The following is a 25,126-nucleotide window of genomic DNA, read 5'->3' on the forward strand; positions in this document are numbered from 1 at the left end:
TCACCCCACAGGCCTGACGGCTTCGGACAGGATCTGGCGGAGCCGCGCGACTCCGCGTGACGCGTGGGACCGTGCCGTTCCCACCGGGCAGCCCAGCGCCTGGGCGACCTGGGCCTCGGGCAGGTCCTCGTAGTAGCGCAGCACCACCGCGGCCCGCTGCTTGGCGGACAGCAGGGCCAACGCGGCCTCCAGCCGCGAGCGTTCCGCCACGGTGGACGACACATCCCCCGGATCGGCCCGGTCGGGCAGCTGCTCCACCGGACGCTCACCCCACCAGCGCCGCTTCGCCGAGCGCGCCGCCATCCGCACCAGCACCGTGCGGACGTACGCCTCCGGAGCCTGCTCGGCGACCTTCGGCCAGGCGAACCACAGCTTCACCAGCGCTTCCTGCACCAGGTCCTCGGCGCGCTGCCGGTCGCCGCCCGTCAGTAGCCGCGCGACATGGAGCAGCGCCGACCAACGGGCGGCCACGAACTCGTCGAAGCCGTCCGCCCGAACCCGCTCCATCCCCACCGTCCCGCGTCTCAGTGACCCCCTACACCACTGGAAAGACGCTGGGCCCCACATCACGCTGCACTTACAGGCTGTGATCCACCTCACTCCCAGTCGTGCGAGCCTGGGCGCGCGTGCAGTGCGTGCACGTCGGGGCGCGCCGGACGCGTGCGTGAAGAAGGGCCCGTGCACAGGCACGGGCCCTTCTGTTCTGTCCGGTGGTGACGCCTACGTGCGGTCGCCCTTCGGCTTGCCCCGCTGGTCGGGGGTGCCGTGCGGCGGCGGGCTGAAGGGCTGCGGCGACGTGGCGGGCGACACCGGAGAGCCTCCGTGCCCCTCGCCCGACTCGGGACGCAGGGCGCCCGGGTCGCCGGACGTCGGCTCCGCGCCCTCGCGCAGCTGCTCGAGACGGGTCCCCAGCAGCTCGGTCACGGGCAGCCGGTCGGCGTGCGACCGCTCGTACGCCAGCAGTTCCTCCACCTCGTCCGCGGACAGCGACCGCACCCGGCTCTCCAGGCCGCCGATCGGCAGGTGGTCGTAGTCCGGCAGCGGCAGGGTGTTGCGGGCGGGATCGGCCATGGTTCTCACTTCCCTGTGTACGGCGTGTACGACGTGCACGTATGACGGTTCACGTACGACATGGGGTACGGAGCGGAGTGCCGCGGGGAGCGGGGATCAGCGGCCGCCCGGACCGCCGCTGCCGAACGAGCCGCTGCTGCCCTCGTTCCAGCGGGGACGCTCCTGGGTGGGGCTCCTCCGGTCGCTCTGGTTGCCGTGTGTCTTCAGCTCGTGCGGCGTCAGGCGACCCTGGCCCCGGGGCACCTCGTCGGGCTCCCTTCGCTCCCTCGTCTCCCGGACGGGACCCCCGTCGGGCAGCCTGGGCTGCTCGTCGGGCCGCGGCGGACGCCGACGCTTGTGCCGGAGGCCCAGGATGAAGGCGCCCAGCAGCAGAGCCACGACCACCAGACCCGTCACGACGAACCCGAAGCCGGGGGCGTCCCCGCCCGCGGCCATCTCCATCCATGCGGTATTCATGGCTCGCGAGTACCCCTGGTCGTCCCCGTGAACCTGCTCACCCCGACCGTGCGGCCCGGGTCTTCGACCGGTTCTCCTTGCGGACGGCGTCCAGCAGCTCCGTTTTCGACATCCGCGACCGCCCCTCGACGCCCAGCCGCTTCGCGAGGTCGTACAGGTGCTCCTTCGAGGCCCGCTCGTCGACGCCCTCGCCGCTGCGGCCGCCCTGCTGCCGGGGCCGGGCCGACCGCGGGTCCGACGGGGCCTTGCGGCCGCCCTCCTTGCGCTCCCAGTGGTCGCCGACCTTCTCATGGGTGTGCTTCAGCGCCCCGAAGGCCACGCGGTGCGCGCGCTCGCCCTCGCCGTACTGTTCCACGGCCGAGTCGTGCGCCTTGATCCACGTGCGCTGTGCCTCCTCGGCGGAGCGCTCCAGGGTCGACGGAAGTTCCTGTCGACCGGGCATGTGACTCACCTCCGTGCGTCGTCGTTCCCGGGCCTGCCGGGTGCCCGGCCGACGAGGCCGAAAAACCGTACGGAACCCTTGGCGACACCGGGTTTGACCGCCATCGGCGGGGCTACCCGCGCGGTGTGACGACATCCCAGCAGGAGCTGTTCCGGTTCCTGGAGGACCGCTTCGCCTGTGCCCAGGCGTGCACCGAGTGCGCCCGGGCGTGCGCGTTGCGCGCGAGCCTCGTGGATCCCGACGGCACCGAGAACCAGGAACTCGTACGACGCAAGGGCATCATGTGCGCGGAGGTCTGCGACGCGACCTGCCGTGTGCTGTCCGAACAGAACCAGGTGGACGAGACCAGCATCCGTGTCCAGGTGGAGTGGTGCCGGACCGTGTGTCTGGAGGCCGCGCACGCCTTCGACCGGCAGCCGGGGGCGGAGGACTCGGCGGCGGCGTGCCGTGCCTGCGCACGGGCGTGCACGGACTTCCTCGCCACGCTGAACTGAGGAGCCGACGCTGAACTGAGGAGCCGACGCCGAACTGAGGAGCCGTTCCCCCTCCCTCGCCATTCCCAATTTCTGTAACACGTTCTACGGTGTGCGCCGACAGGACCGGCCTTGGGAGCCTGGAGGCGCCGTGCACCTCGAATACACGCCCGAGCAGCAGCGTCTGCGCGTCGAACTGCGCGCCTACTTCGCCGAACTGGTCCCGGACCACGCGTACGCCCGGCACGGCGACCCGGCCGCCCAGAAGCGGTTCTACCGCGAGACCATCCGGCGGCTCGGCGCGGACGGCTGGCTGGGTGTGGGCTGGCCGAAGGAGTACGGCGGGCGCGGCCTGAGCGCGATGGAGCAGTTCATCTTCTTCGACGAGGCCGCCCAGGCCGGCGTCCCGTTGCCGCTCATGGCGCTGAACACCGTCGGCCCGACGATCATGCGGTACGGCACCGACGAGCAGAAGGCGTACTTCCTGCCGAGGATCCTCTCCGGCGAGACCGACTTCGCCATCGGCTACAGCGAGCCCGGCGCGGGCACCGACCTCGCGTCACTGCGGACCCGTGCGGTGTTGGACGGCGACGAGTACGTCGTCAACGGCCAGAAGATCTGGACGACCAACGGCGACACGGCGGACTGGGTGTGGCTGGCGGTCCGCACGGATCCGGCCGCACCGCCGCACAAGGGCATCACCATGCTCCTGGTGCCGACCACCGCCCCCGGCTACTCCTGCACCCTGATCAACACCCTCGCCTCGCACGACACCACGGCCAGCTACTACGAGAACGTCCGCGTCCCCGTCTCCCACCGGGTCGGCGCCGAGAACCAGGGCTGGCGGCTGATCACCAACCAGCTCAACCACGAACGCGTGACCCTGGCCGCCCACGGCACCATGGCGATCCGCGCCCTGCACGACGTGCAGCGCTGGGCGATGGAGACCAAGCTCGCCGACGGCCGCCGCGTCGTCGATCTGCCCTGGGTCCGCCGCCTCCTGGCCCGGACCCACGCCCGGCTGGACGCGCTGAAGCTGCTCAACTGGCGGATGGTCGGTGCCGTCCAGGACGGCACCCTCACCCCACAGGACGCCTCCGCCGTCAAGGTGTACGGCTCCGAGGCCCGACGCGACGCCTACGCCTGGCTCATGGAGATCGTCGCCGCCCCCGGCGCCCTGAAGGAGGGGTCGGCGGGCGCGGTCCTGCACGGCGAACTGGAACGCGGCTACCGTTCGGCGGTCATCTTCACCTTCGGCGGCGGCAACAACGAGATCCAGCGGGAGATCATCTCGTGGATCGGGCTGGGGATGCCGCGGGTGCGGCGCTGACCGATTTCATCATTCCCCTTCACAGATGCCCTCGACAGCGAACCTCTGGTACAGGTGCGGGTAGGCGACGGTGCCGGCAGGGTAGCGCTCCAGGTGCGAGGCGAACTCCGGCGTGCCGAGCGCTGCACGGAGGTGCTCGGTGGATTTCCAGACCGCGACGTTGGTGAACAGCCGGCTGCCGCCGATGCCCCGGTACAGCTGCACCGAGAGAAGGCTCCCCGACTTCTTCATGTATTCCGCGTCGTCCGCCCAGGCGGCCACCACCTCGTCCTCCTTGCCTTCCGGGGCGACGAACGTGTTGATGACAGTGACCGGGCCGGCCTTCTCCTTCTGCTGGGCGCGGAAGGGCGTGGACTCGTCGAGGTTGCCGAACTTGAGCATGATTCCTCCATGAACAGGGGAAGTGGGTGGGATCCGGGTGAGGGGCTACGCCGCTGCTCGCTGCGTGGCCCCACCTGGTGCGCTTTCAGGTGTGGTGCTTGCCGAGGAAGTCGGTGAGGAGCCGCAGCCACTCGTCCGTCCGCTCCAGCATCGGCAGGTGGCCGGTGGCGATCTCTGCGAGTTGGGCGCCGGGGATGGTCTCGGCGAGGTGGCGGTGCAGGGCGGTGGAGGTGAGCCGGTCGTCGGTGGTCGAGATGACCAGGGTGGGGACCTTGACGCCGGCGAGGTCGTCCCGGACGTCGACCTGGCCGACGAGGTCGGTCTGCTCGGAGCTGCCGTCGGCCGCGGTGGCGGCGGTGTAGCCGAGGGTCTGCCGCAGTTGCTCGGCCGGCATGGACTCCAGCGCCTGGGTGCCGAGGGCCATCAGGAGCAGGAATTGGGCGAGCAGCTCGCGGTCGCCGGACGCGGCGATCTTGCTCCAGACCGAGGAGGCGAGAGCGAGCCGGTTGTCGCGGTGCGGGAAGGCGGCCGTCAGGACGAGTGCGGTGACGCGCTCGGGGTGGCGGGCGGCGGCTCGGATGGCGACCGGGCCGCCGAGGGAGAAGCCCGACACGGCGAAGTGGTCGAGGCCCTCCGCGTCGGCGGCGGCGACGAGCTGGTCGGCGAGGTCGTCGACGGACAGCGGGGCGGTGGAGCGGGGGGTGTCGCCACTGCCGGGGTAGTCGATGCCGACGACGGTGTGGCGGGCGGCGAGAGCTTCCAGGACGGGGCCGTAGGTGCCCGCCAGGCTGCTGCCGGCGCCGTGGGCGAGGAGCAGGCCGGGGCCGGAGCCGAGGCGAGTGCGGGAGAACGTGGGTGTGAGCAGGTCGCGAGGTGACATGGTCGTCCGCCTTTCGAATGCGGGTTGCGCATCGTCACGCAAGAATCATCCAGTGCGTGTGATTACCGTTCAAGGTGTATCACACGCCATGTATGATTCGGCGCGAACTGTGACCTCAATCACACTTGATGTATGATTTGCCGGTAGGGTGGCGGCATGAAGCAGCCGCTCCATCGTCGTCAGCCGACCCCGGGCAACCCGCGCGTGCAGCGCACCCGCAACCGCGTGCTGGCCGTCGCCCGAGAACTGCTGCCTCAGGTCGGACCGGCCGGGCTGACCTATGCCCTGCTGGCCGAGCGGGCAGAGGTCACCCGTCAGACCCTCTACCGGCACTGGCCCACTCGAGCCGCACTGCTCTTCGACCTCGTCCTCGAAGGCCCCGACCTCGGCACCTACCCCGAACCGGGCAGCGACGTGGGTGCCGTGGCCACCGCGTGGCTGAAGAGCCTGCGCGCCGGGGTCAGCGTGCCGGCCGTGCGCACCGCGGCTCTGGCCGTCACCGCCCAGGCTGACCACGATCCCGACAGCGCCCGGGCACTCGTCCGCATCGGCGAAGACCGCTACGCCGGTTTCAACAGGTTGCTGGAGCCTTCGGGCGTCCAGATCAGCGAAGACGAGTTCACCCTGCTGTACGGGCCCGTCCTCGCCCGGCTCTTCCTCGACCGCGGCCAGGTCACCGACGCCTTCATCGACGCCGTCGTGGCTCAGTGGCTCAGCATGCTGCGGCGTGCCGACGCACTGCGGGACGCCCAGTAGCAGTCGCCGCCACCTCCTGACCGAGGCCAACCGGAACACGCGCTTCCGTACCGGCGATTGGCTTCATGGAAGCTTCATGCGCTCAGTCGTACGTGCTTTATGAGGCGGCTGTTGTCTAACGGTCATGCACGTACTCCTCGTCCCGCCGGTGGACAGATGAGCAGGCGGTCGGCGATGAGGCGCTGCATGAAGGAACCGCCTGCTGGTTCACCTCCGTCCTGCGCAGGCCCTGCCCGGCCTGGCGACGGCGCCGTGACGCACGCACATACGACCTGACTCGCACTCAGAATGAAGAGGGGCACTGGAAATGAACCTGCGACGGAACATGTCGCGTCGAAGGATGATCGAAGGGGCATCGGCCGCGGCGCTTGTCACGGCGGCGGCGGCCACGGTGCCGGCTGCCATGGCCACTCCGGAGGCGGCGCCGTCCGGTCCGGGGCTGCCGAAGGGCAACTGGCGTATCGATACCCACGCGCACTACAGCCCCGACGTGTACAACGACTACCTGAAGCGCTACGGCCTGCTCGGGGCCATCACCGGGGCGTACGGTCCGTGGTCGGTCGATCGGCACCTGGCCTTCATGGACCAGTACCGGATCCAGGCCAGCGTCCTTTCGTTCGGCGACCTCCAGGTCACCGTCGGCCCGGTCGACGACCGGCGCGCCACCGCTCGCGCGGTCAACGACTACGCCCGCGACCTCGTGCAGACCCGTGGTGACCGGTTCGGTATCTTCGCGGTCACGCCGATGCCCGACATCGAGGGCTCGGTGGCCGAGGTGGACCGTGCCCTCGGCGAACTGGATCTCGACGGCATCTGCCTGCTCACCAACTACAAAGGCACCTACCTCGGGGATCCTTCGTTCGCGCCTCTGTACGAGATCCTCAACGACCGCGGTGCGTACGTCTACGTCCACCCGACGGGTCCGGAGGTGAACCCGGCTCCGAAGCTATGCTTCGGTCCCGACATCCCGGCCGGGAACAACGTCTTCGAGTACACCTTCGACGCGACCCGTGCGATGACGAGCCTGATCTACAACGGTGTCCTGCGGGACTACCCGAACATCCGCTGGCACTTCACGCACTGCGGCGGGGCACTGCCCTTCCTGGCCTACCGACTGGCGACCCGGCACTCGGCCTTCCCGCCCTTCAACGAGGTGCTGCCGGAAGGCCCCCTCACGTACCTCTCACGGATGTACTTCGACGACGCACAGGCGTTCACCGCCGCGCAGTTGCAGCCGCTGTCGTCGCTGGTGCCCGCCGACCACATCATGTTCGGCAGCGACTGGCCGGCGACCCGCCACCTCTACGCGGCCGACAACGTCGAGACGATGCCCTTCCTCAAGGGAAGCCTGCCGAATCTCAAGGCAGGCGACCCGGAACCGACCGTCGACGAGGTCTACAACCGGCGCCAGCGGATCGCTCTGGAGCGGACCAACGCCCTCGAGCAGTTCCCGAAGCTGAAGGCGCGCATACGCCGCTCCGGCTCGCGCTGAGCCGGGCTGCGCAGGTCCATTTCGCACGAGGTACCGCAGGTGGAGTGCGGCGGCACGCTCACCGGTGAGGCCGCCGACCAGTACGAGCGGCGGGTGTGGTGCGGCTGTCGATGCCGGGATCGCGTACGGCCACCTCTTCCCGCCCGGTGACGTGCGCGCCCTCGCCGGCCGCCTCATGGAGCTGCTCGACGACCCGGCGGCCCGGCGCCGGACGGGCGAGGCCGGCCGGGAGATCGTCACCGACCACGAAACCCACCGTACGCTGGCCGCATTCGAGGCCTTTCCACCTCCGTTGCCGCCGGTCACCCCGCGGCCGCGACGGCCCTCCCCTTCCCACTTCGGCGATGGAAAGCGAGCACGATGAGTACGCAGCGCGTTCTGGTCGTCGACGACGAGCCCAAGATCCGGATGACCGTGCGCGGCTACCTGGAGGCGGACGGGTTCCATGTCGTCGAAGCCGCGGACGGGCCGTCCGCCCTTCAGGCGGTGACCCGCGACCGGCCGGACCTCGTGGTACTCGATGTGATGCTCCCCGGGCTGGACGGATTCCAGGTCCTGCGCCGCATCCGGGAGGCGAGTCAGATCCCGGTGATCATGCTCACCGCCCGGGACGAGGAGGTCGACCGGCTGATCGGCTTCACGACCGGCAGCGACGACTACGTCACCAAGCCGTTCAGCCCCCGCGAACTGGCACTACGGGTGCGCGCCATCCTGCGGCGCACCGACAGCCGCCCCGAGGCGGCCCACGAGGACGACGTGCTGCGCTTCGGCGGACTGACTGTCGATCCCGGGACACGGACCGTCCTCGTCGACGCCGACCGCACGGTGGAGCTGTCCGCCCTCGACTTCGACCTGCTGCTCGCGCTGGCCCGGGCCCCTGGGCGGGTCTTCACCCGGCGCGGACTGCTGACCCAAGTTTGGGGTGAGGACTTCTTCGGCGACGAGCGCGTCGTGGACGTGCACATCCGCACGCTGCGGCGCGCGTTGGGCGACGACGCGAACGCACCCCGGTTCGTGGGCACCGTCCGCACCATCGGCTACCGGTTCGTCGGGCGACCCGCCTAGCGGCCAGTAAGGACACCCCGCCCATGCTTCCCTCCGGCTTCCCGGCCTACCACAGGTGCCGTGCGCGGCTGCGCCGAATCCAGGAGAGGCTGTCGCTCCGCAACCGGCTGGTGCTCTCGCACGTGATGGTGCTCCTCCTGGCCCTGCTGGCCATGGCGGCGATCAGCGCGCTGATCGAGGTGTGGCTCGGGTTTGCCGACATCGAAGCCGACGTGGTCCTGCAGATCGGCCTCTTGTTCGGAGTGGCCGCGGCCTTCCCGGCGTCCGTCGCCCTGTCCCGGTTTCTGCTGCGTCCGCTCGACCGGGTGCGCGCCGCCACGCGCCGGCTCGCCGAGGGCCACTACGACGACATCCTCGAAGTCCCCAGCGAACCGGGCCTGGCAGCGCTGGTCGAAGACGTCAACACGCTGGCGGCAGCCCTCGCCGACACCCAACGCCGCCGCGCCCGCCTGATCTCCGAGGTCGCCCACGAGATGCGCACCCCCATCACCCTCCTGCGCGGCCAGATCGAGGGCATGGCCGACGGCATCTTCGTCCCCGATGAGGCGATGTTCGCCTCACTCGCCGACGACCTTCACCGGCTGCAGCGCCTGGCGGGCGACCTCTCCAGCCTGTCCCGGTCGGAGGAGGCCGCCTTCGATCTCCACCGCAAGCCCACCGACGTGGCCACGCTGGCGCGGGCCACGGCCGAGCGACTGCGCCCCCAGTACGACGACCAGATGGTGACTCTCGTCGTGGACGCGGGCACCCCTGTCGGCGCCCTCTGCGACCCGGACCGGATCACCCAGGTCCTGGTGAACCTCCTCGGCAACGCACTGGCCGCATGCGATCGGCACGGGCATGTGGCGCTGTCCGTGCACGCCGAACCGTCTCCCGTGCCCCACGTGATCGTCCGTGTCACGGACGACGGCATCGGCATCGCCGAACACGACCTCGAACGCATCTTCCATCGCTTCGAACGCCTTGATCATCCCGGCCGGCCCGCTGCCGCCGGCGGCAGCGGCATCGGCCTGACCATCGCCCGGGGCATCGCCCGAGCCCACGGCGGAGACATCACCGCGCAATCCGCTGGGCTGGGCAAGGGAGCGACGTTCACCTTGCGTCTACCGCAGGAACCCGCCCCCGAGGGCGGCACGTCCGGGCCTCAGGTCTCCCGCTGACGCCATCGTGCGCGGCTCCGAGGTCCGCCCGCGCACGTTCTGACCGGGGTGGGCGAAGCGCAGACGGCTCCATGAAGCCCTGCATGAACCCTGTAACGATCTGAAGGACTTGAAAGTGGAACAGACCATGATGGCGGTCCGCCTGTTCGAGCATGGCGGGCCCGAGGTGCTCAAGTACATCGAGGCGCCGATTCCCGAAGTCGGCCCCGACGACATCCTGATGCGCGTGCACGCCACAGCCGTCAACAGCTGGGATCTGCGGTACCGCGCGGGCAACCTGCCACAGCCTCTCCCGGGACGGCCGCCGTGGCCTGTGCCGTTCCAGCTCGGCCGGGACGCGGCCGGTGAAATCGTCGCCACCGGCGAGAACGTCACCCGGTGGCACCCCGGCGACAGGGCGGTGCAGCTTACGCACCCGCCGTGCCGCAACTGCGCCCTGTGCGTACGCGGCCTCGAAAACCTGTGCATCGACACCGCCTACCCCGGACACCAGGTCTTCGGCGGATACGCCCAGTACGTCGTGCGCCGCGAGGACGCGATCCTGCCCATCCCCGACGGCGTCGGCTTCGAGACAGCCGCGGCCACCATGTGGACCTACAGCACCCCGCTCAACTGTGCGCGGCAAGCACCCGTCGGTCTCGGCGACACCGTCGTCATCACCGGCGCCAGCGGCGGGATGGCCATCGCCTGCGCTCAACTGGCGAAGCTGAGCGGAGCAACCGTCATCGGCACCACCACCAAGCCCGACCGCGACGAAGCCCTCATCAAGCTCGGCTACGACCACATCGTGCACTCCACCGATCCCCGACTGCCGGCACAGGTCAGGGAGCTGACGCACGGTCTGGGCGCCGATGCCGTCTGGGACTGTGTCGGAGGCAACGACTTCTTCCAGCTCTCCCTTTCCTGCATCCGGCTCGGCGGCACGGTCATCGTCCTGGGCACACCGACCGACCAGGGATCCCAGCTCGAACTGGACGCACTCGCCCTCATCGGCGGGGAGGTGAAAATCGCCAGTGTGCGCGGTGCGACCCTGCGGGACCAGCAGCTGTGCCTGGAACTGCTGGCGGCCGCAAAGATCAACCCGACCATCGACCGGGCCTACCCTCTGGCAGAGGCAGCCCAGGCCCACGCATATCTGGAAAGCCGACGACAGACCGGCAAAGTCCTCCTCCTGCCCTGAAGACCCGGCGGCCATGTGCTGTCGCGTCACGCCGGTTGCCAGATCCGGGCGAGCGTCGAGACGGTGAGCAACTGCTCGGGGTCCCCCTGTCCTGCCAGGTGACCGTCGCGGAGCAGGAGGCAGGCGTCCGCCGAGCGTGCGGCTTCCAGGTCGTGCGTGGCCTGGACGACCGTCACTCCGTCGGCGACCAGCTCCGTCAGCAGCACTCCGATCCGCTCCCTCGCCTCGGGGTCGAGGCCAGTGGTCGGTTCGTCCAGCAGCAGGAGATCCGACTCCTGGGCGAGCCCTTGGGCGATCAGGGCGCGCTGTCTCTGCCCGCCGGACAGCTCCCCGAGTTGACGCGTGGCGAGATCGGCGATGCCCAGTCGTTCCATGGCCGTGTCCACGGTGGCGCGGTCCTGCCGGGTCAGCCGGCGCCACGGTCCGCGTTCGCCCCAGCGCCCCATCTCCACCGTCTGTCTGACCGTCAGCGGCAGTGTGTCACCGACGGCGCCGCGCTGCGGGACGAACGCCGGTGGCCGGTTGCCGTCGTGGTGGAGCTCGCCTGATGTGGGTTGGATCACTCCGGCCAGCACTCCGAGCAGGGTGGACTTCCCGCTTCCGTTCGGGCCGACGAGCGCCGTAGTGGCCAACGCGGGTATCTCCGCGTCCAGTTGATGGAGGACCGGACGGCCCGGGTAACCGGCGGAGAGCTTGGCGAGGCGAACGCGGGACGTCCTGTCCTCGGCTTGGGCGAGAGAGGGGGATTTCTTGAACATGATTTTCATTGTAATGTCCACCGCATGGAGTGGTTGGCGGGTCCCTTCGAGGTGACCTTTGTGCAACGGGCCCTGTGGGGCGGAATGCTGGTGTCGGCGATCTGCGCCCTGGCCGGTACCTGGGTCGTGCTCAGGGGGATGGCCTTCCTGGGTGACGCCATGTCCCACGGGCTGCTGCCCGGGGTCGCGCTCGCCGCGCTGCTCGGTGGCAACCTGCTGGTCGGGGCGGTGCTGAGCGCGGTCGTCATGACCGCCGGTGTCACCGCCCTCGGCCGCACTCCGAGGCTGTCCCAGGACACCGGTATCGGCCTGCTCTTCGTGGGGATGCTGTCCCTCGGCGTCATCATCGTGTCGCGCTCGCAGTCCTTCGCGGTCGACCTGACCGGGTTCCTGTTCGGTGACGTCCTCGCCGTCCGTGAGCGGGATCTGGTGCTGCTGGGTGTGGCGCTTCTGCTGGCACTGGTCGTCTCGGTCCTCGGCCACCGGGCCTTCCTCGCCCTGGCCTTCGACCCGCGCAAGGCCCGGACGCTCGGCCTGCGTCCCCGCCTGGCACACGCCGTGCTGCTCGGTCTGCTGGCGCTGGCCATCGTCGCCTCGTTCCACATCGTGGGGACGCTGCTGGTGCTGGGCCTGCTCATCGCGCCGCCGGCGGCCGCGCTTCCCTGGGCGCGCAGTGTGCGAGGTGTCATGGCCCTCGCGGCGCTGCTCGGGATCACCGCCACCTTCTGCGGTCTGCTGTTGTCCTGGCATCTGAGCACCGCGGCCGGCGCGACCGTCTCGGCCCTCGCGGTGAGCCTGTTCTTCCTCTCCCACCTGGCATCCGGTCTCCGCCACCACCGGCGTGCGCGCTTCGTCGGCGTTCACGCCACGGCAACCGACTGAAAAGAACCCGAGGCGATCCCCTTGCTCGTCCGAAGAAACGTCATTCCCTGGGCACCCGCCGCGCTCGTGGCCGTCTCCCTGCTCACCACGAGTTGCGCGGGCCAGAACGACGACGCGTCCACCGCGAAACCCACCGCCTCCGCATCCGCTCCGCACGGATACGTCGAGGGAGCACAGGAGAAGGCCGAGCAGCAGTCGCGGCTGCTGCTCAACGACCCGGGCACAGGAGACACCCGGGTACTCGACCTGATCACCGGAAAGGCGCAGGAGGTGTCCCGGAGGGCAGGCACCGCCGAGCTCACCACGGACGGCCGGTTCGGCTACTTCCACACTTCAGGCGGCACGCAGGTCCTCGACGGCGGCGCCTGGACGGTGGATCACGGCGACCACGTCCACTACTACCGTGCGGCCATACGCGATGTGGGCCGACTGCCCGGAGGTTCCGGCACTCGCGTCCGCAGCGACGCCGCCGTGACCGCGGTGACCGACGAGGACGGCCGCGCCAGGATCTACCGCCGGGCCGAACTGGAGAAGGCCAAGGTCGGCTCACCCCGCACACTCCCCGGGACACACATGGGCGTTGTCGTGCCGTACGAGGAACACCTGCTCAGCCTCACCGACAACGGGCAGGACGCCGCGCGGCTCGCGGTGTACGACCGCGAAGGCAAGCGCGTCGCGTCGCCGGACGCGGCGTGCGAGGACCCGAGGGGCGATGCCGTCACCCGGCGCGGAGTCGTCCTGGGCTGCGCGGACGGTGCCCTGCTCGTCCGCGAGAGCGACGGTGGGTTCACGGCCAGCAAGATCCCGTACGGCGACGACATACCCGACAAGGATCGCGCCACGGCCTTCCGGTACCGGCCGGGCAGCGACACGCTCACGGCGCCGGCCGGTGACCGGGCCGTGTGGATTCTGGACGTCACCGAGCGCACGTGGACTCGGGTGCGAACCGGTCCCGTGGTCTCGGCCAACACAGCGGGCGAGGGTTCGGTCCTGATCGTCCTCCAGACCGACGGGTCGCTCCACGGCTACGACATCGCCACCGGCAAGCAGGTCACCCGGACCAACGCGCTCCTGACGGGCGCCTCCGCCGCCGGCACCGACGGGAACGCGGGACCGGTCATCGAGGTCGACCGCAGCCGTGCCTACCTCAACGACCCCAGGGGCAGACGCGTGTACGAGATCGACTACAACGACAATCTGCGCGTCGCGCGCACCTTCGACCTGGACATCGAGCCGGCCCTGATGGTGGAGACCGGACGATGACGAGACAGACGCAAGAGGCGCGTCGGCTGCGCACCTTCCTGCCGGCCCTGATCGCCCTCACCCTGGCCGGTGCCGGCACCGGCTGTGCGAGCAGCGACGACCGGCCCCGGGTGGTCGTGACGACCAACATCCTGGGTGACGTCACCCGGGAGATCGTCGGCGACGAGGCCGACGTCACCGTGCTGATGAAGCCGAACGCCGACCCGCACTCCTTCGGCCTGTCGGCCGTGCAGGCCGCCGAACTGGAGCGTGCGGACCTCGTGGTGTTCAACGGGCTGGGCCTGGAGGAGAACGTGCTGCGGCACGTCGAGTCCGCCCGCGAGTCCGGGGTGGCCACCTTCGAGGCCGGCAAGGAGGTGGACCCCCTCACCTTCCAGGCGCAGGACGACGGGGGGCCCGAGGACGAGGCCGGGCAGCCCGATCCGCACTTCTGGACCGACCCCGACCGCGTGCGCAAGGCCGTCGGCCTGATCGCCGACCAGGTGGTCGAGCACGTGGACGGCGTCGACGAGAACGCGATCCGCGACAACGCCGAGCGCTACGACGGCCGACTCGCCGACCTGACCACCTCGATGGAGAAGTCCTTCGGCAGCATCCCCGAACAACGGCGTGCGTTGGTGACCAACCACCACGTCTTCGGCTACCTCGCCGAACGCTTCGGCTTCCGGGTGGTCGGCGCGGTGATCCCGAGCGGTACGACGCTGGCCTCGCCCAGTTCCTCCGACCTGCGCTCGCTCACCGAGGCCATGCGCAAGGCGGGCGTACGCACCGTCTTCGCCGACTCCTCCCAGCCCAAGCGGCTGGCCGAGGTCCTGCGCACGGAGCTGGGCGGCCGGACGCGTGTCGTCGAGCTCTACTCCGAATCCCTGACCGAAAAGGGCGAGGGCGCAGGCACTTACCTGCAGATGATGCGCGCCAACACCACCGCCATGACCGACGGACTGACCGGCGCCTGAACCCGCCCCCTCCACATGGCTCCCGGCCGACCGGCCGACCAGCAGCAGCACCCGCACCTCACCTGACGCCGCGCCCGCGCGGCCGGAAAGGAACACCTCGGTGAACAAGTCGATCCGCAACAGAGCCTTCACGGGCACGGCCCTCGCCCTGGCGGCCTCCGCCGTCCTGACCGCCTGCGGAGGAGAGGACAGCTCCTCCACCGACACGAAGGCCAAGAACGCGGCGGGCACCAAGGCCGTCGCGGTCAAGGACCCGCTGGTCGCCACGTTCGACGGGGGGCTGTACGTCCTGGACGGCGAGAGCCTGAAGCTGGCCGACACGATCGACCTGCCGGGCTTCAACCGCCTCAGCCCCGCGGGCGACGACGACCACGTCATCGTCTCCACCGACTCCGGTTTCCGCGTCCTGAACGCCGCCCGACAGGCCTTCACCGGTGTCGAGTACAAGGGCGCCAAGCCCGGCCACGTCGTACGGCACGCCGGCAAGACGGTCCTGTTCACCGATGGCACCGGCGAGGTCGACGTCTTCGACCCCGACGACCTCTCGGGAGGCAAGAAGCCGCAAGGCCGCAGCTACACCTCCGCCGAGCCGCACCACGGCGTCGCCATCGAGCTCAGCAACGGCGAACTCCTCAGCACCCTCGGCACCGAGGAGAAGCGCACCGGCGCCCTCGTCCTGGACAAGAACAACAAGGAGATCAAGCGCGACGAGAACTGCCCCGGCGTCCACGGCGAGGCCGCGGCCAAGGGCGAGGCCGTAGGCATCGGCTGCGAGGACGGCATTTTGATCTACAAGGACGGCGAGTTCACCAAGGTCGACGCTCCCGACGAGTACGGCCGCATAGGAAACCAGAGCGGCAGCGATGCGTCGCCCATCCTCCTGGGCGACTACAAGACCGACCCCGAGGCCGAACTGGAGCGGCCGACCCGCATCTCCCTCATCGACACCGAGACCGCGAAGCTGCGCCTGGTCGACCTGGGCACCAGCTACTCCTTCCGCTCGCTCGGCCGCGGAGCCCAGGGCGAGGCACTCCTCCTGGGCACGAACGGCAGCCTCCACGTCATCGACCCGGAAACGGGCAAGGTGGAGAAGAAGATCCCCGTCGTGGACGAGTGGCAGGAGCCGCTGGACTGGCAGCAGCCCCGGCCCACCCTCTTCGTCCGCGACCACACCGCTTACGTCTCCGAGCCGGGCAAGCGCAAGCTGCACGCCGTCGACATCGAAACGGGCAAGAAGGTCGCGTCCGTGACCCTGCCGAAGAGCACGAACGAACTGTCCGGTGTCGTCGCCGGCCACTGAACCTCGTCCTCACGTCGACCAGGCCTCGTCCCACTGGTCCAGCAGGGTGTCGGCCGTGGCTCCGTCGTCGTCGGATGCCGGGCCGTGGAGCGACTGCTCCGTCCAGATCACCTTGCCGCGGGCCATGTAGCGGGTGCCCCACCGCTGGGAGAACTGGGCGACGAGGAACAGCCCTCGTCCGCCCTCGTCGGTGGTGGCGGCCCGACGCAGGTGGGGTGAGGTGCTGCTGCCGTCGGCGATCTCGCAGATCAGGCTGTCGCGGTCGTGCAGCACCCGCAGCCGAATCGGCTCGGTGCCGTAGCGGATGGCGTTGGTGACCAACTCGCTGATCACCAGCTCGGTGGTGAAGGCCATCTCGTCCAGCCCCCAGGCTCCGAGCCGACGGGTCACGTCCGCCCGGATCCCGGCGACGACCGCGGGATCGACCGGCACGTTCCATTCGGCGACCTGGGAGGGATCGAGCCGGTGGGTGCGGGCGACGAGCAGGGCGACGTCGTCGCCCGGATGGGCCGGAAGCAGGGTGCCGAAGACGTCCCGGCAGGTCTCCTCCGGAGTCCGGCCCGGGCGTGCCAGGGCATCGCGCAGCGCTTCCAGTCCGATGTCGATGCCCCGTCCCCGGTCCTCGACCAGCCCGTCGGTGTACAGGACCAGCCTGGACCCCTCGGGCAAGGTGACTTCGGCGGTTTCGAAGGGCTCCCCGCCGCCCAGCCCGAGCGGCGGGGCGCCCGGCACCCGCAGGTACTCCACGGTGCCGTCGGGGTGCACCAGGGCCGGCTCCGGATGCCCGGACCGGGCCAGCGAGCACTGCCCGGAGGACGGGTCGTAGACCGCGTAGAGGCAGGTGGCTCCCGTGACGCCCTTGTCGTCCCGCTCAGCGCTCTCCTCGCCGTCGATCCGGGCGACCAGCTCGTCCAGGTGGCCGAGGAGCTCGTCCGGGGACAGGTCCAGGGCGGAGAAGGTGTGCACCGCCGCGCGCAGCTGGCCCATGGTGGCCGCGGCGTGGAGGCCGTGCCCGACCACGTCGCCGACGACCAGCGCGACGCGGGCGCCGGGCAGGGGGATGACGTCGAACCAGTCGCCGCCGACTCCGTCCAGAGCCGGCAGGTAGCGGTGGGCGACCTCCACGGCCGAGTGGTCGGGCAGGGAGCCGGGCAGCAGACTGCGCTGGAGTGTCTCGGCCAGGGCGTGCTCGCGGGTGTAGCGACGGGCGTTGTCGATGGCCACCGCGGCCCGGGCGACGAGTTCCTCGGCGAAGGCCAGATCCTCCTCCTCGAAGGGAGGGGCCTCCGAGCGCCAGAAACTCGCCATGCCCAGCACGACGCCGCGAGCCTGGAGCGGCACGGTGATCAGCGAGTGGAAACCGTGGTCCAGCACGCGCCGGGCGCGGTCGGGGTCCTGGGCGGCCATCCAGTTTCCGGAGGCGGCCAGGTCGGCTTCCAGGACGGCGTGGCCGCGCTCGACGCCGACGGCCATGGGCGAGGTGGGGACAAAACGGATCAGCTCCCCGACGGCGTGAAGCGTCCGTGCCCCCTCGACGCCGTGCACCGCCGCGCGGCGCATCTCGGAGCCGGGCCCGGCCGGCTCCTCACCCCGCAGGACCGGGTCCAGCAGGTCGACGGTGGCGGCGTCCGCGAACCGGGGGACGGCCACCTCGGTCAGCTCCTGCGCGGTGCTCGTCACCTCCAGCGTGGTGCCGATCCGCACCCCCGCCTCGTACAGCAGCCGCAGCCGCTCCCGGGCCACTTCCGCCCGGCCCGCCAAGGCCCGCAGCTCCGTCGTGTCGCGCAATGTGACCACGCTGCCCGCCGGGCCGCCGTCGGGGCCGACCGGCCGCATGTTGACCGCCAGCAGCCGGTCGCCGGCCAGGTGCACCTCGTCGGTGGCCATCCGGCCCGATCCCAGCAGCCGGGCGGTGCCCGCCTCCAGTCCCAGGTCGGTGACAGGGCGTTCCTCGGCATCCGGGGGCAGCGCCAGCAGCCGCCGCGCCTCGTCGTTGGCCAGCAGGAGCCGTCCGTCAACCCCGATGATCAGCACCCCTTCCCGCACCGCGTGCAGCACCGCGTCGTGGTGCTCGTACATGCGGGTCATCTCGGACGGGTCCAGGCCGTGGGTCTGCCGCCGCAAGCGCCGGGAGACCAGCGCCGTCCCACCGGCCGAAACGACCAGCGCGCCGCCGGCGAAACCGAGCAGCTGCGGAAGTTGGCCCTGCACCACCTCGTCCACGCTGTCGACCGTGATGCCGGCCGACACGAAGCCGACGATGGTCTTCCCCGCGGTGTCGTAGACGGGGACCGTCGAGTCCACGGAGAGGCCGAGACTGCCCTCGAAGGTCTGGGTGAAGGGTCTGTCGGCCGCAGCGCCTTCGCGCAGCGCGAAGATGTGCTTCCCGATCAGTGCCGGGTCCGGATGCGTCCAGCGGAAGCCGTTCGGATCGAACGCGACGACGTAGTCGACCCCGGACTCCTCACGGGCTTCCTCCGCACGCGGTTGCATCACTGCACGTGGGTTGTCGGACTTCATGGCCTCCAACGTCCCCGGGGCGTGCGCGAAGGCCTGGGCGACTCCGAAGGCCAGCTGCCGGGCCTCCTGCATGCTCGCGTTCCGGGCCTGGAACACGAGGGCCACGCCCGCGGCCGCGGCGAACAGAACCATGATCGCCAGCTGGAGCAGGAACACCTGGCCCGCGACGCTGCGTACCCGGGGCAGGGCGGTCGAGCGCGGTCCGCTGTGCCCGCTGTACGGGCGGAACCGAGACACCCGGAGCCGACCAGAACGAGTGGCCATATCCCTTTCCCTGTCTTTCATCGCCCCCTGTGCCTCGGGCTCAGGTGCGTGCCCACGCCTGCCAGCGCTTGGTCAGGGCATCTCCGTTCTCGACCCACCACTCGACGTCCAGGTCGAAACCGGACCGCAGGTGTCCCGGAGAGCTCGCCAGGTGCGCGGCGGCGGTCTCGGAGAGATGCGCGTAGGCGGCCGGTACGACAGGGCCCTCGGGGTGGATCCGTGCGAAGTGGGCCTGTACCTCGGGCCGCAGGGCGAAGTCGATGAGCCGGTAGGCGGCCTCCGGGTTCGCTGCGCCTTTGGGGATGCCGTAGCCGTTGCTCTGCCTGCGGGCACCGTTCCACGCGTACGCGAGCGGGGAACCGTCCTTGACCAGACTCTGGACGCGGCCGTTCCAGACGCTGGAGGCCACGACTTCCTTACGGTCCAGCAGCTCACCCGGTACGGCGCCGCTCTCCCAGAACCTCGGCACGGAGTCCCTGATGGTGTCGAGGGCCGCGAAGGCACGGTCCACGTCGAGGGGATACAGCTTGTCGAGCGGCACGCCGTCGGCAAGGAGGGCGAACTCCAGCTCCGGCCAGTCCACCGAGCCCTGCAACGCGCGCCTGCCCGGGAATTGCCCGGTGCTCCAGAAGTCCGCCCAGGACTCGGGCTTTTTCCGGCCGAAGGCGTCGGCACGGTATGCCAGGACGCTGGCCCAATAGTTCTTTCCCACGCCATGAGAGGTCAACAGGGACTCGGCGATGCCGGCATTCCTCGCGCTCTTCAGCCGGCCGTAGTCGAGCTCCTCTGAAAGTCCCTCCCGCTTGAAGAGCGCCAAGTGGGTCATGTTGATGTCCATGACATCAAACCCGGGGCGGCCTTCCTTGATCTGGGCGATCATCCGCTCGTGCAGGATGTTCACCACCTTGATCTGGATCCCGGTCTCCCTGGTGAAGGGGTCGTAGACGGCCTTTCGGTTCGCCGCTCCGTACGTGCCGCCGATGTCGCGGACGACGAGTGGTCCGCTGCTCTTGGTCCTGGTGGTGCCCTGGTCGGAGCGGGGCCGGCACGCGGTGAGCGCGAGGGTGGCGGCGCCTGCCGCGGCTCCGCCCCTCAGGAATGCCCTGCGATCGATTCCGTGTTCTCTCACCCTCTTCCTCCTGTGGATCTGGGCGCGGGGCGGTAGGGGAGGGCGGATTCACGCGGAATGCGCTTCCCTGCTTCGTGTCCCGTCTATTCGCTACGGGATCGTCATTTCGGCAGGGATCTTCCTCCGTGAGGGTTGTGCAAGTATGCAGGCAATGTCATTCCTTTGCCAGGGCCCGGGTGAGCCTTTCGCCCCGGTCGTGGAGGCGCTCCACGTAATGCTCGGACTCCGGCTTCATGAGGACGCTGCGGAGAATGCGAGCGTCCTCGGCGTCCGCGGTGACCTTCGGGTGGCGGGCGGTGAAGGCCTCGCTGTCGGCCTTGGAGGTGCTGAGGAACACCGGATCGGGGCCGGACTTGCCGTCGGCCAGGACGCGGGCCGACGCCATGTCCACGGCGGTGAGGGTGGCCGGGTCCACCGCGGGAAGGTAGGTGACGATGTCGAGCTCGGGCTGCTTATACAGCTCAAGGGCGTCGCCTCGTCACGTGCCGGGCGCCGCCGCTCCCCGCGCGTCCAGCACCAGTACCGCGACGTGCAGGGACGTGCACTGAAGGCCCGACTCCAGATCGCAGCCGAGGAGCCGCTCGATGGTGTGGAGGCGCTGGTAGTACGCCTGGCGGGACATGCCGGCCTGTTTCGCCGCGACCGACTTGTTCCCGGCCGCCGTCAGATAGGCGCGCAGCGCCGGGAGCAGGTCGCCGCCGTTGCGGTCGTCGTGCTCGATGAGACGCGTGAGCTGCCGTTCCGCGTACCGCTGGAGGCGGATGTCCTCCCGCAGCACGCCCAGGAGCTCCGGCAGCCGGACATCGGCGGGGACGTAGAACCAGCGGTCGGGTGAGGCGGGCGTGATGGCCTCGGCCGTCTGCTCGGCCTCCTGCCACGACCGGGCGATCCCGGAGAGGTCGGTCACGCCGGGGCCGACGGCGACGACGGCTTCCGGGCCGAGCTCCTCGCGGCAGAGACGGCCGATCCGCTCGGCGACCGGCTGCCAGGCGCTGGCCTGTGCCAGGGCGAGGAGGACGCCGATCCGGCCCGGGGCCGTCTCGCCGACCAGGGCGCGGATCCCGGTCTGCGCCATCGCCTTCGCGATCCGCTCGTCGAGGTGTTCCCCGGTGCCGGTGTGCGTATGGCGGATGACCACGGCGAAGAGGCGGTGCCCGAGGGTCGGCAGCCCCAGTGCCTCGGCGCGTGCGCGGGCGTCCGCGGGGGAGCGGAAACGCCGTTCGTACAGGTCCCGCAGCACCGAGCGGTGGGCCCGGCGCTCCCACCAGGCCGGCCCGGCCAGCCGAGCCATGCTCAGGGCGACCGCCGCATGCTCCAGGACCAGGACGTGTTCCGGGTCGGGCTCCGGGTTCAGCCGGCCCTCCAGCAGGACCAGCCGCCCCCACGGCCCCTGGTGGTCCTGCACGGGCGCGATCAGCCACCCCTCCGGGCCGCTCGGTGTGATCTTCTCCGGGGTCGGGGTGGCCCGGGAACGCCGGGACCAGGCCGACACCACCGGCTCGTACGGCCGGCCGAGCAGTTCACACATCAGGACCCGGTGGGTGAGGTCCTCCAGCACCACGGGGGCCCCGGTGAGCTCGGCGGTGGTGTGCACCAGTTCCTCGGGGCCCGCACCCCGCAGCGTCAGGGCGGTGAAGATGTCCTGGATGTCCCTGCCGCGACGCAGCAGTGCCCCCTGGGCGTCGAGGATGAGCGCGTGCACCTTCTGCGTGACGTCGATGAACCGGACGCCGCGGGCCAGCTCGACCAGCGGCACCTCACGGGCACGGCAGGCCGCCACCAGCTCGTCGGGCACCTTCCGGTACCGGTAGCCGAGCTCCACGATCAGGCCGGCCGCGCCGACGTCGGCGAGCTGGTCGACGTAGCCACGCAGCTCGGAGGCGTCCTCGGGATAGGGCATGCCGGTCGTCAGGACCAGTTCGCCGCCCTCGAGGAAATCGGCGGGGTTGAGCAGTTCGGTGACGTGCACCCAGCGCACCCCACGGTCCAGCTGTGACTCACCGGCCAGCACGCGCGGCATCCCCTCGGCCAGCACGGGGAGGCTCAGAACCTCCGTGATGGTCGGGAAGCGCCCGGTTGCGGGACGTCTGGGCGGCATAAGGACTGCTTTCGTCCGAGGGATGGGGGTCACCTTCGCACCGGCACATCACCCTGACAAGAGGGGCAGGGCACTTTCCGTGGCCGGCCCACTCGCCATGACACATCGTCTCGATAAGGCCCCGAGGCGGAACAGAGTGTGGGTTGACCTGCGTGTTCGCCGGGGTCGAGAGTGAACGCCATCCCCAAGGGACCCGAATCGCAAGGGTCCGCACGGTGTACCCGCCGTGCCGGGGCACCACTGACACTCAGGCCGCACCCCGCGGAAGGAGCGACCTCATGCGCAACCCGAAGCGCGTCGCCGTGATCGGTGCCGGCAGCATGGGCAGCCAGGCCATGTGGCGGCTTGCCGCCCGCGGAGCCGAGGTCATCGGCTACGACCGGTACGCGCCGGGTCACGACCGTGGCGCGGCGGGAGGCGAGAGCCGCATCTTCCGCGCAGTGCACCTCGGGGACCCCGGGTACATTCCGCTGCTGCGGCTCGCCGACCGGATGTGGGACCGGCTCCAGCGCGAAACGGGCTCCTCGCTGCGCCGACGCAGCGGATGCCTGGTGATGGGCGAGACCGCCTCGCCGTCGATGCGTCTCCTTCTCTCCGCCAGCTCCACCCACCGGCTGGACCACGAGGTACTGGAGCGGGAAGAACTCGCCCGCCGCTACCCCCAGCACCGCCTCCCGGACGGGCACACCGCCGTCCTCGACCGGATGGGCGCCATCATCAGGCCTGAGGCGTCGATCCAGGCCGCCGCCGCCCGCGCCGAGCAACTCGGCGCCAGGCTGCACCGCTACACCCCGGTGCGGGAGATCGCCCCCGCGGCGGGCGGCGGGGTGCACATCGTCACCGACCAGGGCACGGACCACGTCGACACCGCCGTGGTGACCGTGGGCCCCTGGATCAACACCCTGCTCCCGGACCTGCCGAAGACCGTCGACATCCGCCGGCTGATCAGCTCCTGGCACATTCCCACCCGCCACGACTGGTTCGCGGGCGGCGCCCCTGCCTTCGTACGCAGCGCACCCCATGACTGCTACGGGCTCCCGTCACCCGACGGCATCTCCGTCAAGCTGGGCCTCTCCTTCGCCCGTTATCTGCCGGTACCCGACCCCGAACGGCTCGACCGCACGGTCCGCCCGGAGGAACTCGCCACCTTCCGCGAGCTCATCGGCGAACTGATGCCCGATCTGAACCCCGACCCCATCAGGCTGTCGGTCTACATGGAGGGCTACACCGCGTCCGGGAACCCGCTCGTGGGTCATCTCCCCGGCGAGGACGACATCATCGTCATGGCCGGGTTCTCCGGCAGCGGCTTCAAACTCTCGCCCGCCATGGGGGAGATCGCCGCCGATCTGGCACTCGACGGCACCACGGACCATCCCGTCGGCTTCCTCGCACCGGCCGGAGCCGGCGCCGCCGCCTGATCCCCATCGATGCTGACGGCATCGCCCCCCACCCGACATCTCTGTCATGGGCATGCCTGAAGAGGCGTGCGCCGGCCGTAACCAGTTCCCCTAAGCCAAGACAGGAGACCCTCATGCCCATTCCCTCGCTTCAGTTCCGCCCGAAGTACGTCTCGTTCGACTGTTACGGCACGTTGATCGAGTACCCGATCACCCCCATCACCCGAGAGCTCGTCGGCGACCAGATCCCCGCCGAGCAGTGGGACCAGTTCGTCCGGGAGTTCCGCGGCTACCGCTACGACCAGGTCCGCGGCGAGTACTACTCCTACGAGCAGGTACTGCACGACTCCTTCGAGCGGGTCTGCCGCAAGTGGGGTGTGAAGGCCGCCCCGGACGCGGGCAAGCGGTTCGCCGACGGCGTCCGCAGCTGGGGCCCGCACGCCGACGTGCCGGAACCGCTGAAGAAGATGAGCGAGAACTACAAGCTGGTCATCTTCTCCAACGCCGACGACTCCTTCCTCGCGGAGAGCGTGCCCCGGCTCGGGGCGGACTTCCACGCGGTCTACACCGCGGAGCAGGCCGGCTTCTACAAGCCCCGCTACGCCGCGTTCGAGTACATGCTCGACCAGCTCGACGCCTCCCCCGAGGACTTCGTGCACGTCTCCTCGCACACCCGCTACGACCTGATGCCGATGCACGACATGGGCTTCCGCAACCTGATCCTGCTGGACCGCGGCTATGACCCGGTGACCCACGGCTACGACTACGTGCCGGTGAAGTCCCTGGACGACCTCAACACCATGCTCGGCATCTGACGCGCGACGCACATCGTCCCCGCACGGACACCCCCGAAGAACCCCGCTGAGCTGGTCGTCGACGCCCGCGTAGAACTCGAAGTACCGGTCCGAGGGGGCGGTGATCCGCCGCATCATCGACCCGGTCGGCGGCGGGTAGCACACGGTCCCCGCCCCGCCCGACGGTCGGATCTTCTACGGCATGCACGGCCTCACCATCGTCCCCGGCGCGGCCCGACCCCCGGCGCGGGCCTCGGATCCGACGAAGCGGACCCCCACTCGAAGACCATCCCCAGCCGTCCCTGTTTCCCCTTCGCACCACCCCAGGAGGCAAACCATGAGAGACGCCCGTATAGACCGCAGACTCTTCCTGCGCGGCGTCGGCGGAGCCACGGCGGGTCTCGCCGCCGCGACCGCCCTCAGCGCCTGCGGCACCGGCACCAGCCGCAGCGCTTCCACCGGCACCGGTGGGAAGGGCGGCAAGACGGTGGTCGTCCGCGACAGTGGCGGTTCCTACGGCGCGGCCCTGCAGAAGGCGATCTACACGCCGTTCACGCAGGAGACCGGGATCGGCGTGAAGGTGCTGAACCTGGACGACGCCCCGCTGCTGGCGCAGATCAAGCAGGGCCGCCCGCAGTGCGACCTCATCAACAACTCGATGATGTCCCACCTGAAGTATGTGAAGCAGGATGCCCTGGAGACGCTGGACCCCGGCCGGCTCAAGAGCCTGAAGAGCGCGAAGGTCCCCGAGAACCAGATCACCGAGCACGCCATCGGGCACAGCTTCTACGGCCAGTGCATCGCGTACCGCACGGACGCCTTCGACGGCCGCAAGCCGGAGTCGTGGGCGGACTTCTGGGACACCAAGGCGTTCCAGGGCGGCCGCGCGATGGTCAGCCCGGACGGCGACCTGCCGGAGCTGGAGTTCGCGCTGCTGGCCGACGGTGTGCCGATGGACAAGCTGTACCCGCTGGATGTGGACCGCGCCTTCAAGGTGCTGACCCGGCTGCGGGGTGACATCAAGAAGTTCTGGGACAGCGGTCCCCTCCCGGGTGTGCTCCTGAGCCGCCAGGAGGTGA

General features: G+C 70.1%; 26 protein-coding genes. 14 read left to right on the forward strand and 12 right to left on the reverse strand.

Going from position 1 to position 25,126, the window contains the following annotated elements:
• The 4 genes from ABFX81_RS37960 to ABFX81_RS37975 form a co-directional block, all read right to left on the reverse strand.
• Nucleotides 1-507, reverse strand: a complete 507-nt coding sequence (locus tag ABFX81_RS37960; RefSeq protein ID WP_086855142.1) for a SigE family RNA polymerase sigma factor — start codon at nt 505-507, stop codon at nt 1-3.
• A gap of 213 nt (nt 508-720) precedes the next feature.
• Nucleotides 721-1,071, reverse strand: a complete 351-nt coding sequence (locus ABFX81_RS37965) for a DUF8129 domain-containing protein (protein ID WP_086855143.1) — start codon at nt 1,069-1,071, stop codon at nt 721-723.
• A gap of 96 nt (nt 1,072-1,167) precedes the next feature.
• A complete protein-coding gene (locus ABFX81_RS37970; protein WP_086855144.1) occupies nt 1,168-1,527 on the reverse strand; it encodes a DUF6479 family protein in 360 nt (119 codons plus the stop codon).
• Between the two features lie 37 nt (nt 1,528-1,564).
• Nucleotides 1,565-1,969 carry a ChaB family protein gene (locus tag ABFX81_RS37975; RefSeq protein ID WP_086855145.1) on the reverse strand — a complete coding sequence of 135 codons (405 nt, stop codon included), beginning with the start codon at nt 1,967-1,969 and terminating at the stop codon, nt 1,565-1,567.
• A gap of 125 nt (nt 1,970-2,094) precedes the next feature.
• Here ABFX81_RS37975 and ABFX81_RS37980 point away from each other — a divergent pair, with 125 nt between their 5' ends.
• On the forward strand, nt 2,095-2,463 hold the full coding sequence (locus ABFX81_RS37980; protein WP_086855146.1) for a four-helix bundle copper-binding protein: 369 nt from the start codon (nt 2,095-2,097) through the stop codon (nt 2,461-2,463).
• A gap of 130 nt (nt 2,464-2,593) precedes the next feature.
• Complete coding sequence (locus ABFX81_RS37985; RefSeq protein ID WP_346139350.1) at nt 2,594-3,772, forward strand: acyl-CoA dehydrogenase family protein; 1,179 nt, start codon at nt 2,594-2,596, stop codon at nt 3,770-3,772.
• 9 nt (nt 3,773-3,781) lie between these two features.
• On the opposite strand, the gene ABFX81_RS37990 is transcribed toward ABFX81_RS37985, so the two are convergent.
• Complete coding sequence (locus tag ABFX81_RS37990; RefSeq protein WP_346139351.1) at nt 3,782-4,153, reverse strand: antibiotic biosynthesis monooxygenase family protein; 372 nt, start codon at nt 4,151-4,153, stop codon at nt 3,782-3,784.
• 85 nt (nt 4,154-4,238) lie between these two features.
• Entirely contained in the window at nt 4,239-5,033 is a 795-nt protein-coding gene (locus ABFX81_RS37995; protein WP_346139352.1) for an alpha/beta fold hydrolase, read from the reverse strand.
• Between the two features lie 156 nt (nt 5,034-5,189).
• Here ABFX81_RS37995 and ABFX81_RS38000 point away from each other — a divergent pair, with 156 nt between their 5' ends.
• On the forward strand, nt 5,190-5,789 hold the full coding sequence (locus ABFX81_RS38000) for a TetR family transcriptional regulator (RefSeq protein ID WP_086855487.1): 600 nt from the start codon (nt 5,190-5,192) through the stop codon (nt 5,787-5,789).
• A gap of 340 nt (nt 5,790-6,129) precedes the next feature.
• Entirely contained in the window at nt 6,130-7,281 is a 1,152-nt protein-coding gene (locus ABFX81_RS38005; protein ID WP_346139353.1) for an amidohydrolase family protein, read from the forward strand.
• Between the two features lie 58 nt (nt 7,282-7,339).
• Here the strand turns inward: ABFX81_RS38005 and ABFX81_RS38010 are convergent, their stop codons facing one another.
• A complete protein-coding gene (locus ABFX81_RS38010; RefSeq protein ID WP_346139355.1) occupies nt 7,340-7,528 on the reverse strand; it encodes a hypothetical protein in 189 nt (62 codons plus the stop codon).
• Nucleotides 7,529-7,641: 113 nt separating this feature from the next.
• Here ABFX81_RS38010 and ABFX81_RS38015 point away from each other — a divergent pair, with 113 nt between their 5' ends.
• The 3 genes from ABFX81_RS38015 (at nt 7,642) to ABFX81_RS38025 (ending at nt 10,686) form a co-directional block, all read left to right on the forward strand.
• Entirely contained in the window at nt 7,642-8,346 is a 705-nt protein-coding gene (locus ABFX81_RS38015) for a response regulator (protein WP_086855490.1), read from the forward strand.
• Between the two features lie 23 nt (nt 8,347-8,369).
• The gene (locus ABFX81_RS38020) at nt 8,370-9,506 is read left to right on the forward strand and encodes a sensor histidine kinase (protein WP_346139356.1); all 1,137 of its coding nucleotides are present in this window, start codon (nt 8,370-8,372) and stop codon (nt 9,504-9,506) included.
• A 115-nt stretch (nt 9,507-9,621) separates the two neighbouring features.
• Complete coding sequence (locus ABFX81_RS38025) at nt 9,622-10,686, forward strand: alcohol dehydrogenase catalytic domain-containing protein (protein ID WP_086855491.1); 1,065 nt, start codon at nt 9,622-9,624, stop codon at nt 10,684-10,686.
• A 26-nt stretch (nt 10,687-10,712) separates the two neighbouring features.
• Here ABFX81_RS38025 and aztA read toward each other — a convergent pair whose 3' ends face one another.
• The gene (gene aztA, locus ABFX81_RS38030) at nt 10,713-11,453 is read right to left on the reverse strand and encodes a zinc ABC transporter ATP-binding protein AztA (RefSeq protein ID WP_086855492.1); all 741 of its coding nucleotides are present in this window, start codon (nt 11,451-11,453) and stop codon (nt 10,713-10,715) included.
• 15 nt (nt 11,454-11,468) lie between these two features.
• Between aztA and aztB the strand changes: the two genes are divergently transcribed.
• The 4 genes from aztB (at nt 11,469) to aztD (ending at nt 15,845) form a co-directional block, all read left to right on the forward strand.
• Complete coding sequence (aztB, locus tag ABFX81_RS38035) at nt 11,469-12,326, forward strand: zinc ABC transporter permease AztB (protein WP_086855493.1); 858 nt, start codon at nt 11,469-11,471, stop codon at nt 12,324-12,326.
• A 21-nt stretch (nt 12,327-12,347) separates the two neighbouring features.
• On the forward strand, nt 12,348-13,589 hold the full coding sequence (locus tag ABFX81_RS38040; protein WP_086855494.1) for a hypothetical protein: 1,242 nt from the start codon (nt 12,348-12,350) through the stop codon (nt 13,587-13,589).
• Nucleotides 13,586-14,545 (forward strand): zinc ABC transporter substrate-binding protein AztC, encoded by a 960-nt coding sequence (gene aztC, locus ABFX81_RS38045; protein ID WP_346139358.1) that lies wholly within the window; start codon nt 13,586-13,588, stop codon nt 14,543-14,545. Before ABFX81_RS38040 ends, aztC begins: the two co-directional genes overlap by 4 nt.
• A 100-nt stretch (nt 14,546-14,645) precedes the next feature.
• Nucleotides 14,646-15,845: a zinc metallochaperone AztD gene (aztD, locus tag ABFX81_RS38050; RefSeq protein WP_346139359.1), complete on the forward strand. Its 1,200-nt coding sequence runs from the start codon at nt 14,646-14,648 to the stop codon at nt 15,843-15,845.
• Between the two features lie 9 nt (nt 15,846-15,854).
• Here aztD and ABFX81_RS38055 read toward each other — a convergent pair whose 3' ends face one another.
• From ABFX81_RS38055 to ABFX81_RS38070, 4 genes are all read right to left on the reverse strand, one after another.
• The gene (locus tag ABFX81_RS38055) at nt 15,855-18,629 is read right to left on the reverse strand and encodes a SpoIIE family protein phosphatase (protein ID WP_428837255.1); all 2,775 of its coding nucleotides are present in this window, start codon (nt 18,627-18,629) and stop codon (nt 15,855-15,857) included.
• Nucleotides 18,630-18,669: 40 nt separating this feature from the next.
• Entirely contained in the window at nt 18,670-19,758 is a 1,089-nt protein-coding gene (locus tag ABFX81_RS38060; protein ID WP_086844263.1) for an extracellular solute-binding protein, read from the reverse strand.
• Between the two features lie 154 nt (nt 19,759-19,912).
• Nucleotides 19,913-20,173: a hypothetical protein gene (locus tag ABFX81_RS38065; RefSeq protein ID WP_346139360.1), complete on the reverse strand. Its 261-nt coding sequence runs from the start codon at nt 20,171-20,173 to the stop codon at nt 19,913-19,915.
• Between the two features lie 63 nt (nt 20,174-20,236).
• Nucleotides 20,237-21,856: a PucR family transcriptional regulator gene (locus ABFX81_RS38070; protein ID WP_346139362.1), complete on the reverse strand. Its 1,620-nt coding sequence runs from the start codon at nt 21,854-21,856 to the stop codon at nt 20,237-20,239.
• Between the two features lie 278 nt (nt 21,857-22,134).
• Between ABFX81_RS38070 and solA the strand changes: the two genes are divergently transcribed.
• From solA to ABFX81_RS38085, 3 genes are all read left to right on the forward strand, one after another.
• Nucleotides 22,135-23,274, forward strand: coding sequence for an N-methyl-L-tryptophan oxidase (solA, locus tag ABFX81_RS38075; RefSeq protein WP_086844259.1), 1,140 nt, complete (start codon nt 22,135-22,137; stop codon nt 23,272-23,274).
• Nucleotides 23,275-23,387: 113 nt separating this feature from the next.
• Complete coding sequence (locus ABFX81_RS38080; RefSeq protein ID WP_086844256.1) at nt 23,388-24,068, forward strand: haloacid dehalogenase type II; 681 nt, start codon at nt 23,388-23,390, stop codon at nt 24,066-24,068.
• A gap of 316 nt (nt 24,069-24,384) precedes the next feature.
• A partial coding sequence (locus ABFX81_RS38085) for an extracellular solute-binding protein (RefSeq protein WP_346139363.1) occupies nt 24,385-25,126 on the forward strand: 742 nt, incomplete at its 3' end.

The sequence above is a fragment of the Streptomyces coeruleofuscus genome (assembly GCF_039532725.1).
Lineage (GTDB): Bacteria > Actinomycetota > Actinomycetes > Streptomycetales > Streptomycetaceae > Streptomyces > Streptomyces coeruleofuscus.